This is a genomic window from Bradyrhizobium sp. Kon56 (assembly GCF_055807635.1).
In genome coordinates this window covers 126,622-141,008 of sequence record NZ_JBVVOU010000007.1, presented here as the reverse complement: position 1 = coordinate 141,008, position 14,387 = coordinate 126,622, and the positions used below count along the sequence as shown (strand labels likewise).

Here is a 14,387-nt window from a genome sequence, read left to right as displayed (position 1 = left end):
AACTGTAACCTTCGGTTGAGTCGCAGTGGGTTTTGTCATGATGCGTGCCCAGAACCCGCTACCATGGGCAGAAATTGATTGGGCCAAATGAGATTGGCGAAGATGCTCAAAACCGATCTGCGCGAGCTGCACGTGTCTGCGACGACCGATCGAAGCACATTCCTTTCGACGTTGCCGGCTACCCCGAAGGACCGCACCGCAGCATTGGCGATCGTGGGCGTCTCGTCGATCCTGTTCGCAGTGGCCGTGCCCTTCGCGGGTATCTCGCTACTGCCCGTGCCAGCCTTCGTCGCCAGCTATCAATCCGCCCTTGTGGTCGCGGACATTGTCACCGCCGTCCTGCTGTTGTCGCAGTTTGCGGTGCTCAGGACCAGCGCGCTGCTCGTGCTCGCGACGGGCTATCTGTTCACAGCCGCCGCGGCCGTGGTCCATGCCCTCACCTTCCCCGGACTTTTTTCGCCGACCGGGCTGCTGGGGGCCAACCAGCAGACCACGGTCTGGCTCTACATGATCTGGCACGGCGGCTTTCCGCTCTGCGTGTTGGCCTACGCCTGGCTGAAGGAGGCCGACGGCGGCGCCCGGATCACGGGCTCGGCAAGCAAGGCGATCTACGCCAGCGTGGTCGGCGTCGTCACGATCATGATCGTCTTGACCTGGATCGTCACTGCGCAGCACGACCTGCTTCCGGTCCTGCTGCGCGATGGCGGTTACACGCAGATCATGATCGGCGTGGTGTCCTTTGTCTGGTCCTTGAGCTTCGCCGCGCTGGTCTCGCTGTGGTTCCGCCGTCCGCATTCGGTCATCGATGTCTGGCTCATGGTGGTGATGTGCGCATGGCTGTTCGACATCGCGCTGTCGGCGATCGTCAACGTGGCGCGCTTCGATCTCGGCTTCTACGCCGGTCGTGTCTACGGCCTCTGCGCGGCGACCTTCGTGCTCGCGGTGCTCCTGATCGAAAATGTCCGCCTCCAGGCGCATACGCTGGGTCTCGTCGGCAGGCTGCGCCAGCAGTCGGCATTGGATCGCGACTATTATGGCAAGCGCCTTGCCCTGTACGGCGCCGTCGTCGAATCCGCCAATGATGCCATCATCACGAAGACGCTCGACGGTGTCATCACGGGCTGGAACAAGGCCGCCGAACATCTGTTCGGCTATGCCGCCGCGGAGGCCATCGGGCAGCCGATCGACATCATCGTCCCGGAGGACCGCAAGGCCGAGGTCAGGGGTATCCTGAACCGGGTCGGCGGCAACGAAACGATCGCACAGCACGAGACGGTCCGGATCCGAAAGGACGGCCGGCGGGTCGACGTCGTCCTCAATGTTTCTCCGTTGAAATCAGCCAACGGACAGATCATCGGCGCTTCCAAGATCGCCCACGACATCACGGAAGAGAAGCAGGCACGAGAAAAACTGCGCCGCGAGGTCGAGGAGCGGCAGCGGATCTTCGAGACCTCACAGGATCTGATCCTGGTCACCGACGGTTTTGGCAATTTCATCCAGGTCAGCCCGAGCGTGAAGACCATTCTCGGCTTGAATCCGGAAGACATGATCGGGCACAGCGCCACCGAGTTCATTCATCCCGATGACCTCCAGAAGACGCGCGACGAGATGCGCGCGGCGCGGCGTGGCGCGGTCAAGCGCAGCTTCGAGGCGCGCTACTACCACTACGACGGTCACGAGGTCACGCTGAACTGGATGGGCACCTGGTCCGAGCCGGTCAAGCGCCATTTCTTCATCGGCCGCGACCTCACCGAGAAGCAGGCGGCCGAGGCGCAGTTCAGGCACGTCCAGAAGATGGATTCCATCGGTCAATTGACCGGCGGCGTCGCGCACGACTTCAACAATGTGCTGACCGTCATCACCGGCACCATCGGAATTTTAGCGGACGCGGTCGCTGACCGTCCCGAGCTCGCCGCCATCACCAAGCTGATCGACGACGCCGCCGAGCGCGGCGCGCAACTGACCAAGCATCTGCTCGCGTTCGCCCGCAAGCAGCCGCTCCAACCGCGCGAAATCGACGTCAACGCATTGACGCTCGAGGCCGCAAAGCTCCTGCACCCCACGCTCGGAGAGCAGATCACCATCATGCCGCAACTCACCGAGGATGCGTGGCCGGCACTGATCGACCCGGGCCAGCTCTCCACTGCGATCCTCAACCTCGCGCTGAACGCGCGCGATGCGATGCCCGACGGCGGCACGCTGGTGCTGGAGACGCGCAACATCTTCCTCGACGACGGCTATGCCAGCATGAATCCCGACGTGGTGGCCGGCAATTACGTCATGATCGCCGTCAGCGACACCGGCTCCGGAATCCCGCCGGAGTTGATGGACCGGGTGTTCGATCCCTTCTTCACCACGAAGGAGGTCGGCAAGGGCACCGGCCTCGGGCTCAGCATGGTGTTCGGCTTCGTCAAGCAGTCCGGCGGACACATCAAGATTTACAGCGAGGAAGGCCACGGCACGAGCGTGAAGATTTACCTGCCGCGCTCGAGCGGCGTGCAGGAGACCGAATTCGAGGCGCTGCAGAACGCGCCCGTCACCGGCGGCCACGAGAAGATCCTGATCGTCGAGGACGACGCGCTGGTGCGCCAATATGTCGTGACCCAGATCAAGAGCCTCGGCTATACCGCCCTCGAAGCCGCCAACGCGGCCGAGGCCCTCGTCATCATCGACGCCGACAAGGACATCGACCTGCTATTCACGGACGTCATCATGCCCGGCAACATGAACGGCCGCCAGCTCGCCGACGAGGCGGCTCGCCGCCGCCCCGACCTGAAGACGCTGTTCACCTCGGGCTACACCGAGAACGCCATCGTCCATCACGGGCGGCTCGATTCCGGCGTGCTGCTGCTGGCAAAGCCCTACCGTAAGTCCGAGCTCGCCAAGATGCTGAGGACCGCGCTCGCGGGTTGAGCCTGCGGCATCCCTGCGATATCGCTGAAGCGCGCGCCTTTCAGCCTGCGGAGCCGCCTTGAAAAACCTTCTCACCGATATCGCCGGCGTCCGCGTCGGCCATGCCGAGGATGCGAAAATCGCCACTGGCACGACCGCGATCATCTTCGACGCCCCCGCGGTTGCGGCCATCGATGTTCGCGGCGGCGGACCCGGCACGCGCGAAGACGCGTTGCTCGACCTCGCCAGCACCGTCGATCGCGTTGACGCCATCGCGCTGTCCGGCGGCTCCGCCTTTGGAATCGACGCCGGCGGCGGCATCCAGGCCTGGCTCGCCGAACAAGGCCGCGGCTTGCGGATTCGCGAGGCGGTGATTCCGATCGTGCCTGGCGCAATCGTTTTCGACTTGCTCAACGGCGGCGACAAGGCCTGGGGACGCTTCGCGCCCTATCGCGACCTCGGCTACGCCGCAGCGTTGGCCGCCAGCGACGATTTCGCACTGGGCAGCGTCGGCGCCGGCCTCGGTGCCACCACCGCGACCTTCAAGGGTGGACTGGGGTCGGCCTCCGCGGTCCTGGCCAATGGTATCAAGGTCGCCGCGATCATGGTCGTCAACGCGGTCGGCAGCACAACCGTTGGCGAAGGGCCTTGGTTCTGGGCTGCGCCCTTCGAGGAGAACGGCGAGTTCGGCGGGCGCGGCCTGCCGTCCACGTTCACACCGGACATGCTGGCGATGCGCATCAAGGGCGGACCCGCCGCGAACGCGCGCGAGAACACCACGATCGGCGTCGTTGTCACCGATGCCACGCTGACCAAACCCCAGGCCAAGCGGCTTGCGATGATCGCGCATACCGGGTTCGCCCGTGCGATCTATCCGGTGCATGCCCCGACCGACGGCGACGTGCTGTTCGCCGCCGCAACGGGCGAGAAGCCGATCGAGCCGCTGGTCGGCCTTACCGAGCTCGGAACGATCGCCGCCAACGTGGTCGCACGCGCCATCGCTCGCGGCGTCTACAATGCGACGGCCCTGCCCTTTGCCGGCGCAATGCCGGCGTGGAAGGACCGGTTCGGATAGAAACGAAACGGCTGACACGGCGTTACCCTGGCCGACAAGGTGCACCGCCATGCCGTCTTCCGTGATCCGCTTTTTCCGCTACGCCCCCGATAGGCGCGAGCTGACGGTGACTTTCGTCAGCGGACGCGTCTATGTCTACGCGGACGTTCCGCCCGAGGTCGCCGCCGCGCTCAAGAATGTGCGCTCAAAGGGTACGTTCTTCAACCGCGAAATCCGTGATCGGTATGTCTATCGTGACATCACGCACGAATATGCAGGCTAGCCGTGAGCAAGGTTACACGCTCATCGACATCGATGAACCGACAGCCGCTGAGGCGCCTTGTCCCTGCCCGCCCTGCCGCTGCATCAACTGCGCGAACAGATCGTACGCCGAATTACGGGAGCTGGAGGCGCCCGGGACCGTCGTCGACATCTTGAAGCCGTCGGCATAGGTGACAGTGGTGGTGGTCGAACCGTCGGCGCCGGTCGTCGAGGTCGAGGTCGAGCCGCCGCTGGACCGCGAGGAGGAACCCGAACCGCTGCCGGAGGCATCGCCCGCGCCTTGCGCGTGATGGTGACCGTGATGGCCGCCCTTCAGCGCCTTCGACATCTCGTCGAGGCTGACGCTGCCGTCGGTATTCGAATCCAGCTTCGAGAAAACGTCGTCGGCCTGCGCGAGATTGGTGCCGCCGGCGCCGAGCGCATTCTCGAATTCCGACTTGGTGATCTTGCCGTCGCCGTCCCCATCGATCTGCGAGAACAGATCCTTCAAGGCGGCGTCGCGGCGCGTCGAGGAGGAGGACGTCGAACTCGACGAGGTCGAGCTGGCGGCGCTGCCGGTGCTGTCCGAGGATTGGCTCTGCGCAGCGAACAGCGCGTTCATCGTCTCCGGCGAGATCTGCGGGGTCTTGCCCGCATTGACCGACGAGGCCGCGCCGGTCGTGCTGTTGCTGCCGCTCTCGATCGCGAACGGATTGGTCGCGGGCTTTTGCGAGGATCCCGTCTTCTGCGTCGACGAGGACGATTTCGAATTCGTCAGCGACTGGATCGCGTCGAGTGCGCTCGATACGGCCCCAAGAGCAAACAACATTGCACAACTCCAACCAATGCGGCATGCCGCGGCCAATGTTCTGTTCAGGTGAAGTCAGCAAGCGCCGTGCCAGCGCAAAAAGCTCAATGAAATCCGCTTTCACCGCACTTTGCACGGCCCGGAACACCGGCAATTCATGCCGGTCGCGGCAGAAATTTCCGCCCACAGGAAGCACGCCGCCCCTGCATTGCCCGGCTGAGAGGCCCATGTTAGGCGAGTCCATCTTCTACGGCCGCCACGGGAAACCGCCATGACCCAAGCCTTCGCTCCCCGCCCCCTGGCAATCGCGCCCTCGATCCTGGCCTCGGATTTCTCCAGGCTCGGCGAGGAGGTGCGCGCCGTGGACGCCGCTGGAGCCGACTGGATCCATCTCGACGTCATGGACGGGCACTTCGTTCCCAACATCTCGTATGGCCCCGACGTCATTAAGGCGATGCGCCCGCACACCAAGAAGATCTTCGACGCGCATCTGATGATCTCGCCCTGTGACCCCTATCTCGAGGCCTTCGCGAAAGCCGGCTGCGACCACATCACCGTGCATGCCGAGGCCGGTCCCCATCTGCACCGCTCGCTTCAGGCGATCCGCGCACTCGGCAAGAAGGCCGGCGTTTCGCTCAATCCGGGCACGCCGATCAGTGCCCTCGAATACGTCCTGGACCTGGTCGACCTCGTGCTGGTGATGTCGGTCAATCCCGGCTTCGGCGGCCAGGCCTTCATCCCCTCCGCGATCGGCAAGATCCGCGACATCCGCGCCATGACAGCGGGCCGGCCGATCGATATCGAGGTCGATGGCGGCGTCGGGCCCGACGTCGCAGGTCCCCTGGCTGCGGCCGGGGCCAACGCCTTCGTCGCCGGCACGTCCGTGTTCAGGGGCGGCACGCAGGACGCCTATAAGACCAACATCGCCGCAATCCGCAACGCCGCCGCGGGTGCACGCGGCGAGGCGATCTGAGGGCCCGCTCGACTCCGCAGACGTGCGGCCTCTACGGGTGTTGCGGCGCGTAATGCCTAAATTTGCAACTTGATCCGTACTCCTCCGGGCTTCCCTGATTCGCGCAAATCACCGCAAGTGATTCTTGCCTGTTTTCGCGGGAGCACATCATGACGACGACCCTGGTCTGGACTGGCGTGGCGTTGTGGCTTGGTTTTTGTGCGTTTGTTGTGTTTGGTCCATCGGCCGGACCGGTGAAGGTCTCGGTACGCTCGGCCCGCATCGCTCGTCGCGACTGGTATCGGGCCTGACCCCATGCAGATCGCGCTCGTGAAACGTCAGCCGAAGCGCCGGTGCCGCATCCCGCGGCGCCCACATCCTGACCTCGATTTTTTCTTCGGTCGGCTCGAACGCACCGAAGGCGAGATGCGCGACGACACCGGGCCCGAGATGGACCTGGATCACCCGCTCCGGTCACCGCGCCGGCATTGAATTCTTTTCTGGACCAAGCTCATGAAGCCGCATTGCCCGAACTGCCTCAAGGAAATGACCAAGGCATCCGCGTCGCGTAACCTGTTCAACTGCGAGCCGTGCCGCGAGATCATCCAGTTCTTCGGCGGCAGCGCGGATCACTGCGAGCCCGGCCCGCAATTCTCCTGGCCGATCCGTCGCAAGCGCTCCGTCCACACCGCTCACGCGGCCTGAGCCTCCAGGATCCAGAGCGCGGCCCTATCCGGCCTCCTCGCCCGCATCCGCAGCCATTCGCGGCGGCCGTACCACAGTGACGGTGCAGGCCGCTTCCGAGGCCACCTTGGCCGAGACGCTGCCGAGCAGCGTGCGCCTGAACGAGCCCTGCCGCGCGCCGATGATGACGTGGTCGACGTGGTTGACCTCGCAAAACTCCAGGATGGCCGCCGCGGGATCGACGGCTTCCAGCACGTGAGCCGAGAGCCGGCTCTCATCGAGCTTGAGCGGCGTGGCCCAGTGTCTGAGCGCCACCAACCGGTCGATATGCTTGTTGGAGCCCTGCTCATCCAGCGTCCTGTCAATCGCGATGCGGTTGAGCCTCAGCACGTTGAGACAGGCGAGCCGCGCCGACGGCAGCGTGGCGAGAATACGCTCGGTGGTGACGCGCAACGCTTCGTTCAGCTCGGGGGCGCCTTCCACCGTGTCGAGCGCGACCGCGAGGATCGGGCTTGATGCGATCTGGGCTGCGACATCCGATTTCGCCCGCGGCTGCATGACGCCCTGGTTGAAGCGGCGCCGCCAAGCGACGCTTAACGGGTCGCGCTTCATCCGCTCCGAGCGTGTGGTGAGCCTGATCTGGTCCGGATGGGTCAGATCGAAGGCGAGCTGCGACGCCGTCGGATAGCGCCGCACCGGTTCGATCTCGAGGCACCGCAGCACCACCTCCTGGAGCCAGGGCGGATAATCAGCGCGCAAGCCGCGCGGCGGGTGCGGATCGCGCCAAAGCCGGCGCCGCATCGCACGCAGTGTCTCGCCCTCGCCGAACGGCCGCTCGCCGGTCGTGAAGAAATAGAGCAGCACGCCCAGCGAAAACAGATCGCTGCGCGGATCGTCGCGCACCCCTGACAACCGTTCTGGCGCCATATAGGGCGCGGTGCCGTAAGGCAGGCGGAATTCCTCCTGCAACAGGTCCGGCAGATGGTTGTGATGCGACAGGCCATAGTCGATCAACACCGCCTCGCCGCTCTCGCGGAACATGATGCTGCTCGGCTTGATGTCGTGATGGATCACGTTCTGCCGGTGCAAATCAGCAAGCCCCGTTGCGATCCTGGCGACGAGCTGCCGCGCCTCGTCATACGGCAGCGGTAGGTCGGGCAACCGCTTGTAGAGCGTGGTCCCGGAGATGCGCTCGATCACGACATAGGCCTGGTGGGCGAAATCGCCGGTGCCGAAACAGGAGGGCACGTGCGGACCCGCAAGCCGCGGCAGGATCATCATCTCCATCTCGAAGGAGACGATCGCCGCGGGGTCCTCGCCCTCCGACACCCGCGGAATTTTCATCAGCAGCGGCACGTCGAGGCCGGGACGGGTGACGGTCCACAGCGTCGCCATTCCGCCGGCATGGACGCATTCGCCAATCGTGTAGCCGTCGATCTCTGCGCCTGATTTGACGAGGGGTTTCGGCATCGGCCTCTAACGCCCCTGCGACAGTCGGTCGGCGAGCCAATGCGGCAGGCCGTTCTCGCGGATCCGGTTCGCGGCCGTCTCGACGTCGTAGGGCGCGCGGCAATAGGTGATCTGGCACGAGACCGTGTCGAACAGCGCGAAAGCCGCGGATGGATCGCCATCGCGCGGCTGGCCGACCGAGCCGAGCACCGCAATCCATTGCCGGCCGCGCAGCAGCGGTACGGAGACGTCAGTCTTGGGCACGAGTCCCGACATCTTCGCCGTCACCGACATCGAATAGATCGCCGGGCGGTGGATGTGGCCGCAGAACGTGACATGAGCCGGCGTCGCGATCAGGCTCTTGGCTGCGTCGGCGGTCGATCGGACATAGTGCCAGCTTCGGGGGCTGGAGGCTTCCGAATGCACGAACAGGCGATCGCCGTCCTCCACCAGCATCGGCAATTCCGCCAGGAACCGCCGCTGCGCGGTGTCGAGCCGGCCGCGGGTCCATTCGATCGCGATTTGCGCCTCGGCATTCATGGTCTCGGCCGAGGAATTCACCGCCTGGTCATGATTGCCGCGCACGGCGACGGCGCCTTGGACAACCAGCTCCATCGCGGTATCCACCACCCATTCCGGATCGGCGCCATAGCCGACGAAGTCGCCAAGCAGGATGAAGCGCTCGGCGCCACGCGCCCGCGCGACTTTCAGGCACGCCTCGAACGCCTGCCGGTTGCCGTGGATATCCGAGAAGACAGCGAGAAGCACGCACCCTCCACCCTCGAACCTTATTGGGAGCCGATAAGGCTAAATTGAGGGAGGTCAAGAACATGCGCCAGCGGCGCGCGGTTTGCCAGCACTGCCCTGTCGCGATGGTGAAGAGCCTATTGCTCGTCCTTCGGCGGCATCCGGGGCGGCGGCAACGGCGTGAACACGGCGCCCTGCGCGCCGGCCGGTGGTGCCAGGAATTCGCCGGTCGAGGAATCGCCTCCGCTCGTCTCCATGATGGTCTTGGGCGTCACATATTCCCGGACCATGTCGATGAGGCTGCCATCGCCGCCGCCGAAATCGGCGGCCCGGCCGCCTTGCGGATGTCCCAGCGCGATCTCGTTCTCCGCCGCATGGGTCTTGTCGGCCAGCCTGTCATTGTAGGGCACACGAAAGGCGCGCGGGATGCCACTCGGCCGATTGTCCTCGTCGAGCTGCTCGACCCAGAGATAGATCGAGCCGGGATCGCCCTCCAGCGAATGCGGCTCGACGATGCGGGCCTTCAGCAGCTTGAACGAGGCCGGCAGCCGATCGGCGCTGGCCCAGCCGAGCAGCCCGCGCATCTCGGTGAAGCTGACGACATAGAACGCACTGGTCACGACCACCGCGACCGCCTTGAACGACCAATGCAGCCGCGCATAGACCAGAACGACCAGCAGCAGCGCACCGATGACGGCGTAGGCTATCGATAGCGTGAGGATGACCGTTTGCAGGCTAGTCACGGCGCACCCTCACAGCGTTCTTGCTCACGCCGGTGCTCGGGTCGAGATCGGCGCCGTTGCGCCAGCCGCTGCGAAAGGTCTCCAGCAGCGATTTCGGCCGCTGGTCCACATTGACGACCTTGCCTTCGGCGTCGAGCCGGAACCGCACCGCGGTCTTCTCGTCGCCGGTGTGATCGACCGTGAACTTGTTATCGAAGATCACCTGCGCCGTCGGATTGAGTTTTTGCACCTTCACATTGGCCGTCACAGGCTCGCCGGTCGTAGCCACGAAATGTGAGACATTGACGGTGTATTCGCCGGGAACGATGCCCCGCACCGTGACGATCTCTTCGCGGATCGGCGAGGCAATCTTTTTGCCGTTGACCATGATGAAGTCGTTGGCTCCGCCGCGATCGTCGCGGTCAAGCGTGAGGAAGCCGGCCTCGCGGTGGCGATACCAGGCGATATTGCCCACGGGATCCTGCACGAACAGGTCGAGATCGTCGGGATGGCTGTCGGGCCAGTCCAGCGTGATCATGAACTCGGCCTTGGAGTCGATCTTGCCGTCCTTGGCGTCCGGCGAGACCGCGAGCAGCGCGAGGAAGAACAGGAAAGCGATCACCTGGAGCGCCTTGAACAGCATCACGCCCAAGGGATCGAACGGCTCCTCGCGCGGATAGAGACCGAAATCATCCATCATGTCGCGATTCCAGCGCCCTTACGTTCCAGCACCGGCGTCACATAGGTCTCGGTCAGCACCACCGCATCCGAGAACACCTTCTGGGTCGCGGCATCCAGCATGTAATACTGGATGCGGACCAGGATCGAACCGACGAGGCCCGCCAGCGTCGTGTACATCGCGACCGCCATGCCGTCGCTCATTAGTCCCATCGATGATCGCATCGCGACCTTGTCGGCGGCATCCAGTCCCGCGATCGGCGCCAGCATGATGATGAAGCCGACGATGGTGCCGAGCAGGCCGAGCTTCATCAGCGTATCCGAGACGAAGGCCCCGAAGCCGTTGGAGCCGCGCAGCCGGTCGGCGAGCGTTCGCAGCAATAGCGTCTGGTCGACGGGGCGGTAGTCCTGCGCCGCGGCCTTGGTCACGAGGCTCTCAATGTGGTCCCGCACCAGCCCGCGCGGCAGCGCGGCAGCGCCGACGTCGAGCGCCCTGCCGCCCTCGGGGGCCGCAAGCACCGCGCGGCAGCGCCTTGCCGCCGCGCCCTCGCGGGCAATGGCCCGCGTGCGCAGGAAGCAGTGACCGCAGGTGAGGACATAGAGCAGCGCGATCACGCTGGAAATGTAGGTCCGATCTGAGGTCAGCATCAGGCGGATCAGGCCGAACCGCCACAGCAGCACGACGGCGAAGATCGAAAGCCCGGTGAAGATCATCCAGAACAGGAGCGCACTGCGCTCGGATGGGTCGGCAGCAGGCCCCGCGATTGGCCCAATCGTCATCGAACTCATGCTGCACCGCTCCTGGCCGTGAATTCCGCCCATTAGATCAAAGCCGCCGCCCCCCGTCCAAAGAGCCATGCCCAATCCGGCTTGGGAAATTTGCCCGAGCTGCCATCTTGCCGTGCCTCGCAATTGGCAAGGCGCGGCGGCGTTGTTAGGCTGACCTTAGCAAACTTTGGGGTGATCGCATGCGCCTTGTGCTTCAGCTTGTCGCCCGTCTGTTTCTCATCGTCGCGCTCTGCCTTGGGGCGGCGACGATCTGGGCCACGTTCGACGCCTATCGCAGCGTCGACCGGGCAACTGCGGCCTCGGCGCAGCGGGTCGCCCAGGCGCTTCAGGCCCTGTATTGGCACGAATTCCTGTTGCGTAGCAGCAGAACACGCGAGCAGCTTCTGCCGGTTCCGGAGTGGCGCACGCTGGAGACGATGAAGCTGATCTCGCCCGGCGTCTGCGTCGAATTCCAACCGGCCATCGCATTCGAAAAGCCGCTCTGCGGCCAGAGCGAGGGGCTGGGCAAGACGCCGCCGCGCTGGTTCGCGTCGATCGTGCCGACCTTCCTCGGCAGCCATGCCGAAGTGATACGGCCCGTCAGTCCCCGCGCGGCGACCGCCGGAACGGTGGTCGCGACGCCGGATGAAACGGCCGCCATTTCGCTCGCCTGGGAGTACATCCTCAACGTGATCGACGTCGCGCTTTTGATGGCGGCGGCGATCGCGCTGCTGGCCTCGCTCGCGATCGCGCATGCGCTGGCGCCGGCGCGCACGATCGTCACGGCCTTGCAGCGCATGGCCCGCGGCCATTATCGCACGAAACTGCCGCGCTTCCGCTCGATGGAGCTGGCGATGATCGGCAGCGCCGTCGGCGAGCTCGGCGGCCGGCTGGAGGAGGCGACCGAACAGCGCGCGGCGCTGACGCGGCGCCTGATCGAGATCCGCGACGACGAACGCTGCGCGCTCGCCCGCGAGCTGCACGACGAGTTCGGACAAAATCTCTCGGCCATCCTCGCCTTCGCCAACACCATCGAAACGGCGAGCACGAAGGCAGATAAGCGCGACGACATCGTGCAGGACGCGCGGATGATCTCGCAGGCCACGCATCATCTGATGGCCTCGCTGCGCGACGCGCTGAAGCGCCTGCGCAATCCTCTGCCCGCCGAGCTTGGGCTGGAGGCGAGCCTCGTGAATTTGGTGGATAGCTGGCGCTCGCAGAGCTCGGCGCGGCCGACGATCCAGCTCGATCTCAAGGGCGACCTCACCGACATCAGCGGCCCGGCCGCTATCACGGCCTATCGCGTCGCGCAGGAATGCCTGACCAACGCGTTGCGCCACGGCGCGGCACGCGAGATTTCGCTCAGCGTGGAACGGCGCGCGGGCGACGACGATGCATTGCTGATCCGTGTCGACGACGATGGCGGCGGCGACGCGGCACGCGTCAAGCAGTCGGCCGGCTTCGGCCTCACCGGCATCTGCGAGCGCGTCGCAGCGGCCGGTGGATCATTCTCGATCCTGCCCGCCCGAGGCGGACTCAGCGTCGCCGCCACCATCCCGCTCGCCGCATGAGGCCGGCATGAACGAGATTACGGCAACGGGCATTTCCGTGCTGCTGGTCGACGACCATCCGATCGTGCGGCAAGGCTATCGGCGCGTGCTGGAAAGCCAGGGTGATCTGCATGTCGTGGCGGAAGCCGACAACGCTGCGGATGCCTACAGCGCCTTCAAGGCGAGCGATCCTGATGTCGTCGTGCTTGATATCTCGATGCCCGGCGCGAGCGGACTGGAAGCCATCCGCAACATCCGCGCGCGCAGTCCGCGGGCGCGCATCCTCGTCTTTACCATGCACAACGAAGCCGTTCTGGTGAAGGCAGCCTTCAGTGCCGGCGCCAGCGGCTTCGTCACCAAGAGTAGCGAGCCGTCCGCGGTCGTGTCCGCGATCCGCAGCGTTGCCCGCGGCGAGCGCGCCATGAGCGACGACATCGCGCACATCTTGGCCGAGGACAGTCTGTCGGCGGGCTCGGCGCTGGATCAATTGGGAGAACGCGAGATCGAGATCCTGCGCCAGTTCGCCGGCGGTGCCACGACCGAACAGATCGCTGCGCATCTCAATCTCAGCGTCAAGACGGTGCAGAACTATCACTATCTGATCAAGACCAAGACCGGCGCGCGCACGGATGCGCAGCTGGTGCGGCTGGCAGCCAATTGTGGACTGACGAAGATCTAGATGTTTGCCCCTCCCTGGAGGCAGGCGCACGGAGCCATCCTCCGCATGCGGGCGTCTCCCAGGTATATTTCGACCGCCTTGCGATGCGGATTGGAACGGAGGCCATCGAACTCCAGTTAGTACCGCAGTGAAGGAGTTCCGCCATGAGTAAGGCTATCCGCGAAGCTACCTATCCCGCGCTCATCACTGTCGGCGAGCTCATCGATGAACTCTGCCGCTTGCCAGACACAGCAACCATTCGATTCCACTGCCCCATGCTCGAACAGGAGCTTGCATTCTACAGGCTTCGAAAGCGGGCGAAGGACCTCGTCGAAATTGAAGTCAATGCGTATCCGGAAAGCCCGCCGGTCGTGCCATTGGCGGGTACCGCTCTTCGTGCGCGGAAAAAGTCCCACCATCCGCGTTCGCTTCGCGATGGTGCCCTCGCCCACAAGGTCGACGGATAAAAGCGCCGCCCATGCGGACGATCGAACGGCTTTGGAACAGCGCGTGGAGTATTCGGCCTACGCCTTCAGCCCGCGCAATACCAGCGCCAGCGTCGCATCGACACGCGCCGAGAGATCGGCATCCTTCCACTCGTCGGCATGGGCCGGATGGTGAAAGCGGACTGTGGCATCGAAGATCGCACGCGCGGTGGTCTTGACGTCATCGACGGCGAACACGCCCTGCGTCACGCCGTCGGACAGGATTGCCGCGATCTGGTCGATCATGGTGTCCTTGTGACATTTGACGGCCGCGCAGGCTTCGCGCGCCAGGGTCAGATAAGTGTCGAACATCTCGGGGTCGTCGAGCACACGCGAACGTTTGGCGGCGAACAGCGTGCGCAGCCAGCGGTCGAGCCTGTCAGGCGCCGGGCCCTGCTCCTTGGCAATCGCCAGCAGCGGCGCGTCGATGCGGTCAAGCCAGCGTTTGGCAACCGCTTCGCGCAGCGAAGCCTTGCTCGGGAAATGGCGATAGACGCTGCCATGGCTCACATCGAGCGCACGGGCAACGTCGACCACGGTGGCTTTGGCCAGTCCGTAACGCCGCAGCACGTCCTCGGTGACTTCGAGGATCCGCTCCGGCGTCAAGATAACGGCTTCGTTCATGCCAGCACCATGTTCCCGTTGAGGGCTCAGTTACCCGGCGACAGAGCTGCTTCCG

At 64.8% G+C, this 14,387-nt stretch carries 17 protein-coding genes; 10 read left to right on the top strand and 7 right to left on the bottom strand.

Annotated elements, in window-relative coordinates; translation table 11 throughout:
* The first annotated feature begins 102 nt into the window (after positions 1–102).
* From AC0L3B_RS13765 to AC0L3B_RS13755, 3 genes are read left to right on the top strand one after another with little or no spacing between them, the layout of a single operon-like run.
* On the top strand, positions 103–2,913 hold the full coding sequence (locus AC0L3B_RS13765; protein WP_085385070.1) for a PAS domain S-box protein: 2,811 nt from the start codon (positions 103–105) through the stop codon (positions 2,911–2,913).
* A 58-nt stretch (positions 2,914–2,971) separates the two neighbouring features.
* The gene (locus AC0L3B_RS13760; RefSeq protein WP_018455570.1) at positions 2,972–3,967 is read left to right on the top strand and encodes a P1 family peptidase; all 996 of its coding nucleotides are present in this window, start codon (positions 2,972–2,974) and stop codon (positions 3,965–3,967) included.
* 49 nt (positions 3,968–4,016) lie between these two features.
* Entirely contained in the window at positions 4,017–4,229 is a 213-nt protein-coding gene (locus AC0L3B_RS13755; protein WP_085351054.1) for a KTSC domain-containing protein, read from the top strand.
* 12 nt (positions 4,230–4,241) lie between these two features.
* On the opposite strand, the gene AC0L3B_RS13750 is transcribed toward AC0L3B_RS13755, so the two are convergent.
* Positions 4,242–5,036 (bottom strand): EF-hand domain-containing protein, encoded by a 795-nt coding sequence (locus AC0L3B_RS13750; RefSeq protein WP_085385053.1) that lies wholly within the window; start codon positions 5,034–5,036, stop codon positions 4,242–4,244.
* Positions 5,037–5,286: 250 nt separating this feature from the next.
* Here AC0L3B_RS13750 and rpe point away from each other — a divergent pair, with 250 nt between their 5' ends.
* The 4 genes from rpe to AC0L3B_RS13730 all read left to right on the top strand — a co-directional run bounded on the left by rpe (position 5,287) and on the right by AC0L3B_RS13730 (position 6,672).
* The gene (rpe, locus tag AC0L3B_RS13745) at positions 5,287–5,988 is read left to right on the top strand and encodes a ribulose-phosphate 3-epimerase (protein WP_018455567.1); all 702 of its coding nucleotides are present in this window, start codon (positions 5,287–5,289) and stop codon (positions 5,986–5,988) included.
* A gap of 149 nt (positions 5,989–6,137) precedes the next feature.
* The gene (locus tag AC0L3B_RS13740) at positions 6,138–6,278 is read left to right on the top strand and encodes a hypothetical protein (protein ID WP_162847284.1); all 141 of its coding nucleotides are present in this window, start codon (positions 6,138–6,140) and stop codon (positions 6,276–6,278) included.
* Between the two features lie 4 nt (positions 6,279–6,282).
* Complete coding sequence (locus AC0L3B_RS13735; protein ID WP_162847283.1) at positions 6,283–6,459, top strand: hypothetical protein; 177 nt, start codon at positions 6,283–6,285, stop codon at positions 6,457–6,459.
* Between the two features lie 21 nt (positions 6,460–6,480).
* Positions 6,481–6,672 carry a hypothetical protein gene (locus AC0L3B_RS13730; protein WP_085351052.1) on the top strand — a complete coding sequence of 64 codons (192 nt, stop codon included), beginning with the start codon at positions 6,481–6,483 and terminating at the stop codon, positions 6,670–6,672.
* A 24-nt stretch (positions 6,673–6,696) separates the two neighbouring features.
* On the opposite strand, the gene AC0L3B_RS13725 is transcribed toward AC0L3B_RS13730, so the two are convergent.
* The 5 genes from AC0L3B_RS13725 to AC0L3B_RS13705 form a co-directional block, all read right to left on the bottom strand.
* Positions 6,697–8,121, bottom strand: a complete 1,425-nt coding sequence (locus AC0L3B_RS13725) for a bifunctional serine/threonine-protein kinase/universal stress protein (RefSeq protein WP_018455564.1) — start codon at positions 8,119–8,121, stop codon at positions 6,697–6,699.
* Between the two features lie 6 nt (positions 8,122–8,127).
* The gene (locus AC0L3B_RS13720) at positions 8,128–8,868 is read right to left on the bottom strand and encodes a metallophosphoesterase family protein (protein ID WP_204511642.1); all 741 of its coding nucleotides are present in this window, start codon (positions 8,866–8,868) and stop codon (positions 8,128–8,130) included.
* 116 nt (positions 8,869–8,984) lie between these two features.
* Positions 8,985–9,590, bottom strand: a complete 606-nt coding sequence (locus AC0L3B_RS13715; protein ID WP_204511643.1) for a hypothetical protein — start codon at positions 9,588–9,590, stop codon at positions 8,985–8,987.
* Positions 9,583–10,269, bottom strand: a complete 687-nt coding sequence (locus AC0L3B_RS13710) for a hypothetical protein (protein ID WP_085351050.1) — start codon at positions 10,267–10,269, stop codon at positions 9,583–9,585. Before AC0L3B_RS13710 ends, AC0L3B_RS13715 begins: the two co-directional genes overlap by 8 nt.
* A complete protein-coding gene (locus tag AC0L3B_RS13705; RefSeq protein WP_085351049.1) occupies positions 10,266–11,036 on the bottom strand; it encodes a MotA/TolQ/ExbB proton channel family protein in 771 nt (256 codons plus the stop codon). The genes AC0L3B_RS13710 and AC0L3B_RS13705 overlap by 4 nt, the downstream gene beginning before the upstream one ends.
* A 179-nt stretch (positions 11,037–11,215) precedes the next feature.
* On the opposite strand from AC0L3B_RS13705, the gene AC0L3B_RS13700 reads away from it, so the two are divergent.
* The 3 genes from AC0L3B_RS13700 to AC0L3B_RS13690 all read left to right on the top strand — a co-directional run bounded on the left by AC0L3B_RS13700 (position 11,216) and on the right by AC0L3B_RS13690 (position 13,690).
* Positions 11,216–12,586, top strand: a complete 1,371-nt coding sequence (locus AC0L3B_RS13700; protein ID WP_204511644.1) for a sensor histidine kinase — start codon at positions 11,216–11,218, stop codon at positions 12,584–12,586.
* Between the two features lie 7 nt (positions 12,587–12,593).
* Entirely contained in the window at positions 12,594–13,244 is a 651-nt protein-coding gene (locus AC0L3B_RS13695; protein ID WP_204511645.1) for a response regulator, read from the top strand.
* 143 nt (positions 13,245–13,387) lie between these two features.
* Complete coding sequence (locus AC0L3B_RS13690) at positions 13,388–13,690, top strand: hypothetical protein (RefSeq protein WP_018455556.1); 303 nt, start codon at positions 13,388–13,390, stop codon at positions 13,688–13,690.
* Positions 13,691–13,747: 57 nt separating this feature from the next.
* Here AC0L3B_RS13690 and AC0L3B_RS13685 read toward each other — a convergent pair whose 3' ends face one another.
* Positions 13,748–14,332: a TetR/AcrR family transcriptional regulator gene (locus tag AC0L3B_RS13685; protein ID WP_018455555.1), complete on the bottom strand. Its 585-nt coding sequence runs from the start codon at positions 14,330–14,332 to the stop codon at positions 13,748–13,750.
* Positions 14,333–14,387 lie beyond the last annotated feature (55 nt).

Excerpts from the sequence above, each read along its gene's own strand:
- AC0L3B_RS13765 (WP_085385070.1), top strand. The coding sequence starts at position 103 with ATGCTCAAAACCGATCTGCGCGAGCTGCACGTGTCTGCGACGACCGAT.
- AC0L3B_RS13755 (WP_085351054.1), top strand. The coding sequence starts at position 4,017 with ATGCCGTCTTCCGTGATCCGCTTTTTCCGCTACGCCCCCGATAGGCGC.
- AC0L3B_RS13750 (WP_085385053.1), bottom strand. The coding sequence starts at position 5,036 with ATGTTGTTTGCTCTTGGGGCCGTATCGAGCGCACTCGACGCGATCCAG.
- rpe (WP_018455567.1), top strand. The coding sequence starts at position 5,287 with ATGACCCAAGCCTTCGCTCCCCGCCCCCTGGCAATCGCGCCCTCGATC.
- AC0L3B_RS13740 (WP_162847284.1), top strand. The coding sequence starts at position 6,138 with ATGACGACGACCCTGGTCTGGACTGGCGTGGCGTTGTGGCTTGGTTTT.
- AC0L3B_RS13735 (WP_162847283.1), top strand. The coding sequence starts at position 6,283 with ATGCAGATCGCGCTCGTGAAACGTCAGCCGAAGCGCCGGTGCCGCATC.
- AC0L3B_RS13730 (WP_085351052.1), top strand. The coding sequence starts at position 6,481 with ATGAAGCCGCATTGCCCGAACTGCCTCAAGGAAATGACCAAGGCATCC.
- AC0L3B_RS13725 (WP_018455564.1), bottom strand. The coding sequence starts at position 8,121 with ATGCCGAAACCCCTCGTCAAATCAGGCGCAGAGATCGACGGCTACACG.
- AC0L3B_RS13710 (WP_085351050.1), bottom strand. The coding sequence starts at position 10,269 with ATGATGGATGATTTCGGTCTCTATCCGCGCGAGGAGCCGTTCGATCCC.
- AC0L3B_RS13705 (WP_085351049.1), bottom strand. The coding sequence starts at position 11,036 with ATGAGTTCGATGACGATTGGGCCAATCGCGGGGCCTGCTGCCGACCCA.
- AC0L3B_RS13700 (WP_204511644.1), top strand. The coding sequence starts at position 11,216 with ATGCGCCTTGTGCTTCAGCTTGTCGCCCGTCTGTTTCTCATCGTCGCG.
- AC0L3B_RS13695 (WP_204511645.1), top strand. The coding sequence starts at position 12,594 with ATGAACGAGATTACGGCAACGGGCATTTCCGTGCTGCTGGTCGACGAC.
- AC0L3B_RS13690 (WP_018455556.1), top strand. The coding sequence starts at position 13,388 with ATGAGTAAGGCTATCCGCGAAGCTACCTATCCCGCGCTCATCACTGTC.
- AC0L3B_RS13685 (WP_018455555.1), bottom strand. The coding sequence starts at position 14,332 with ATGAACGAAGCCGTTATCTTGACGCCGGAGCGGATCCTCGAAGTCACC.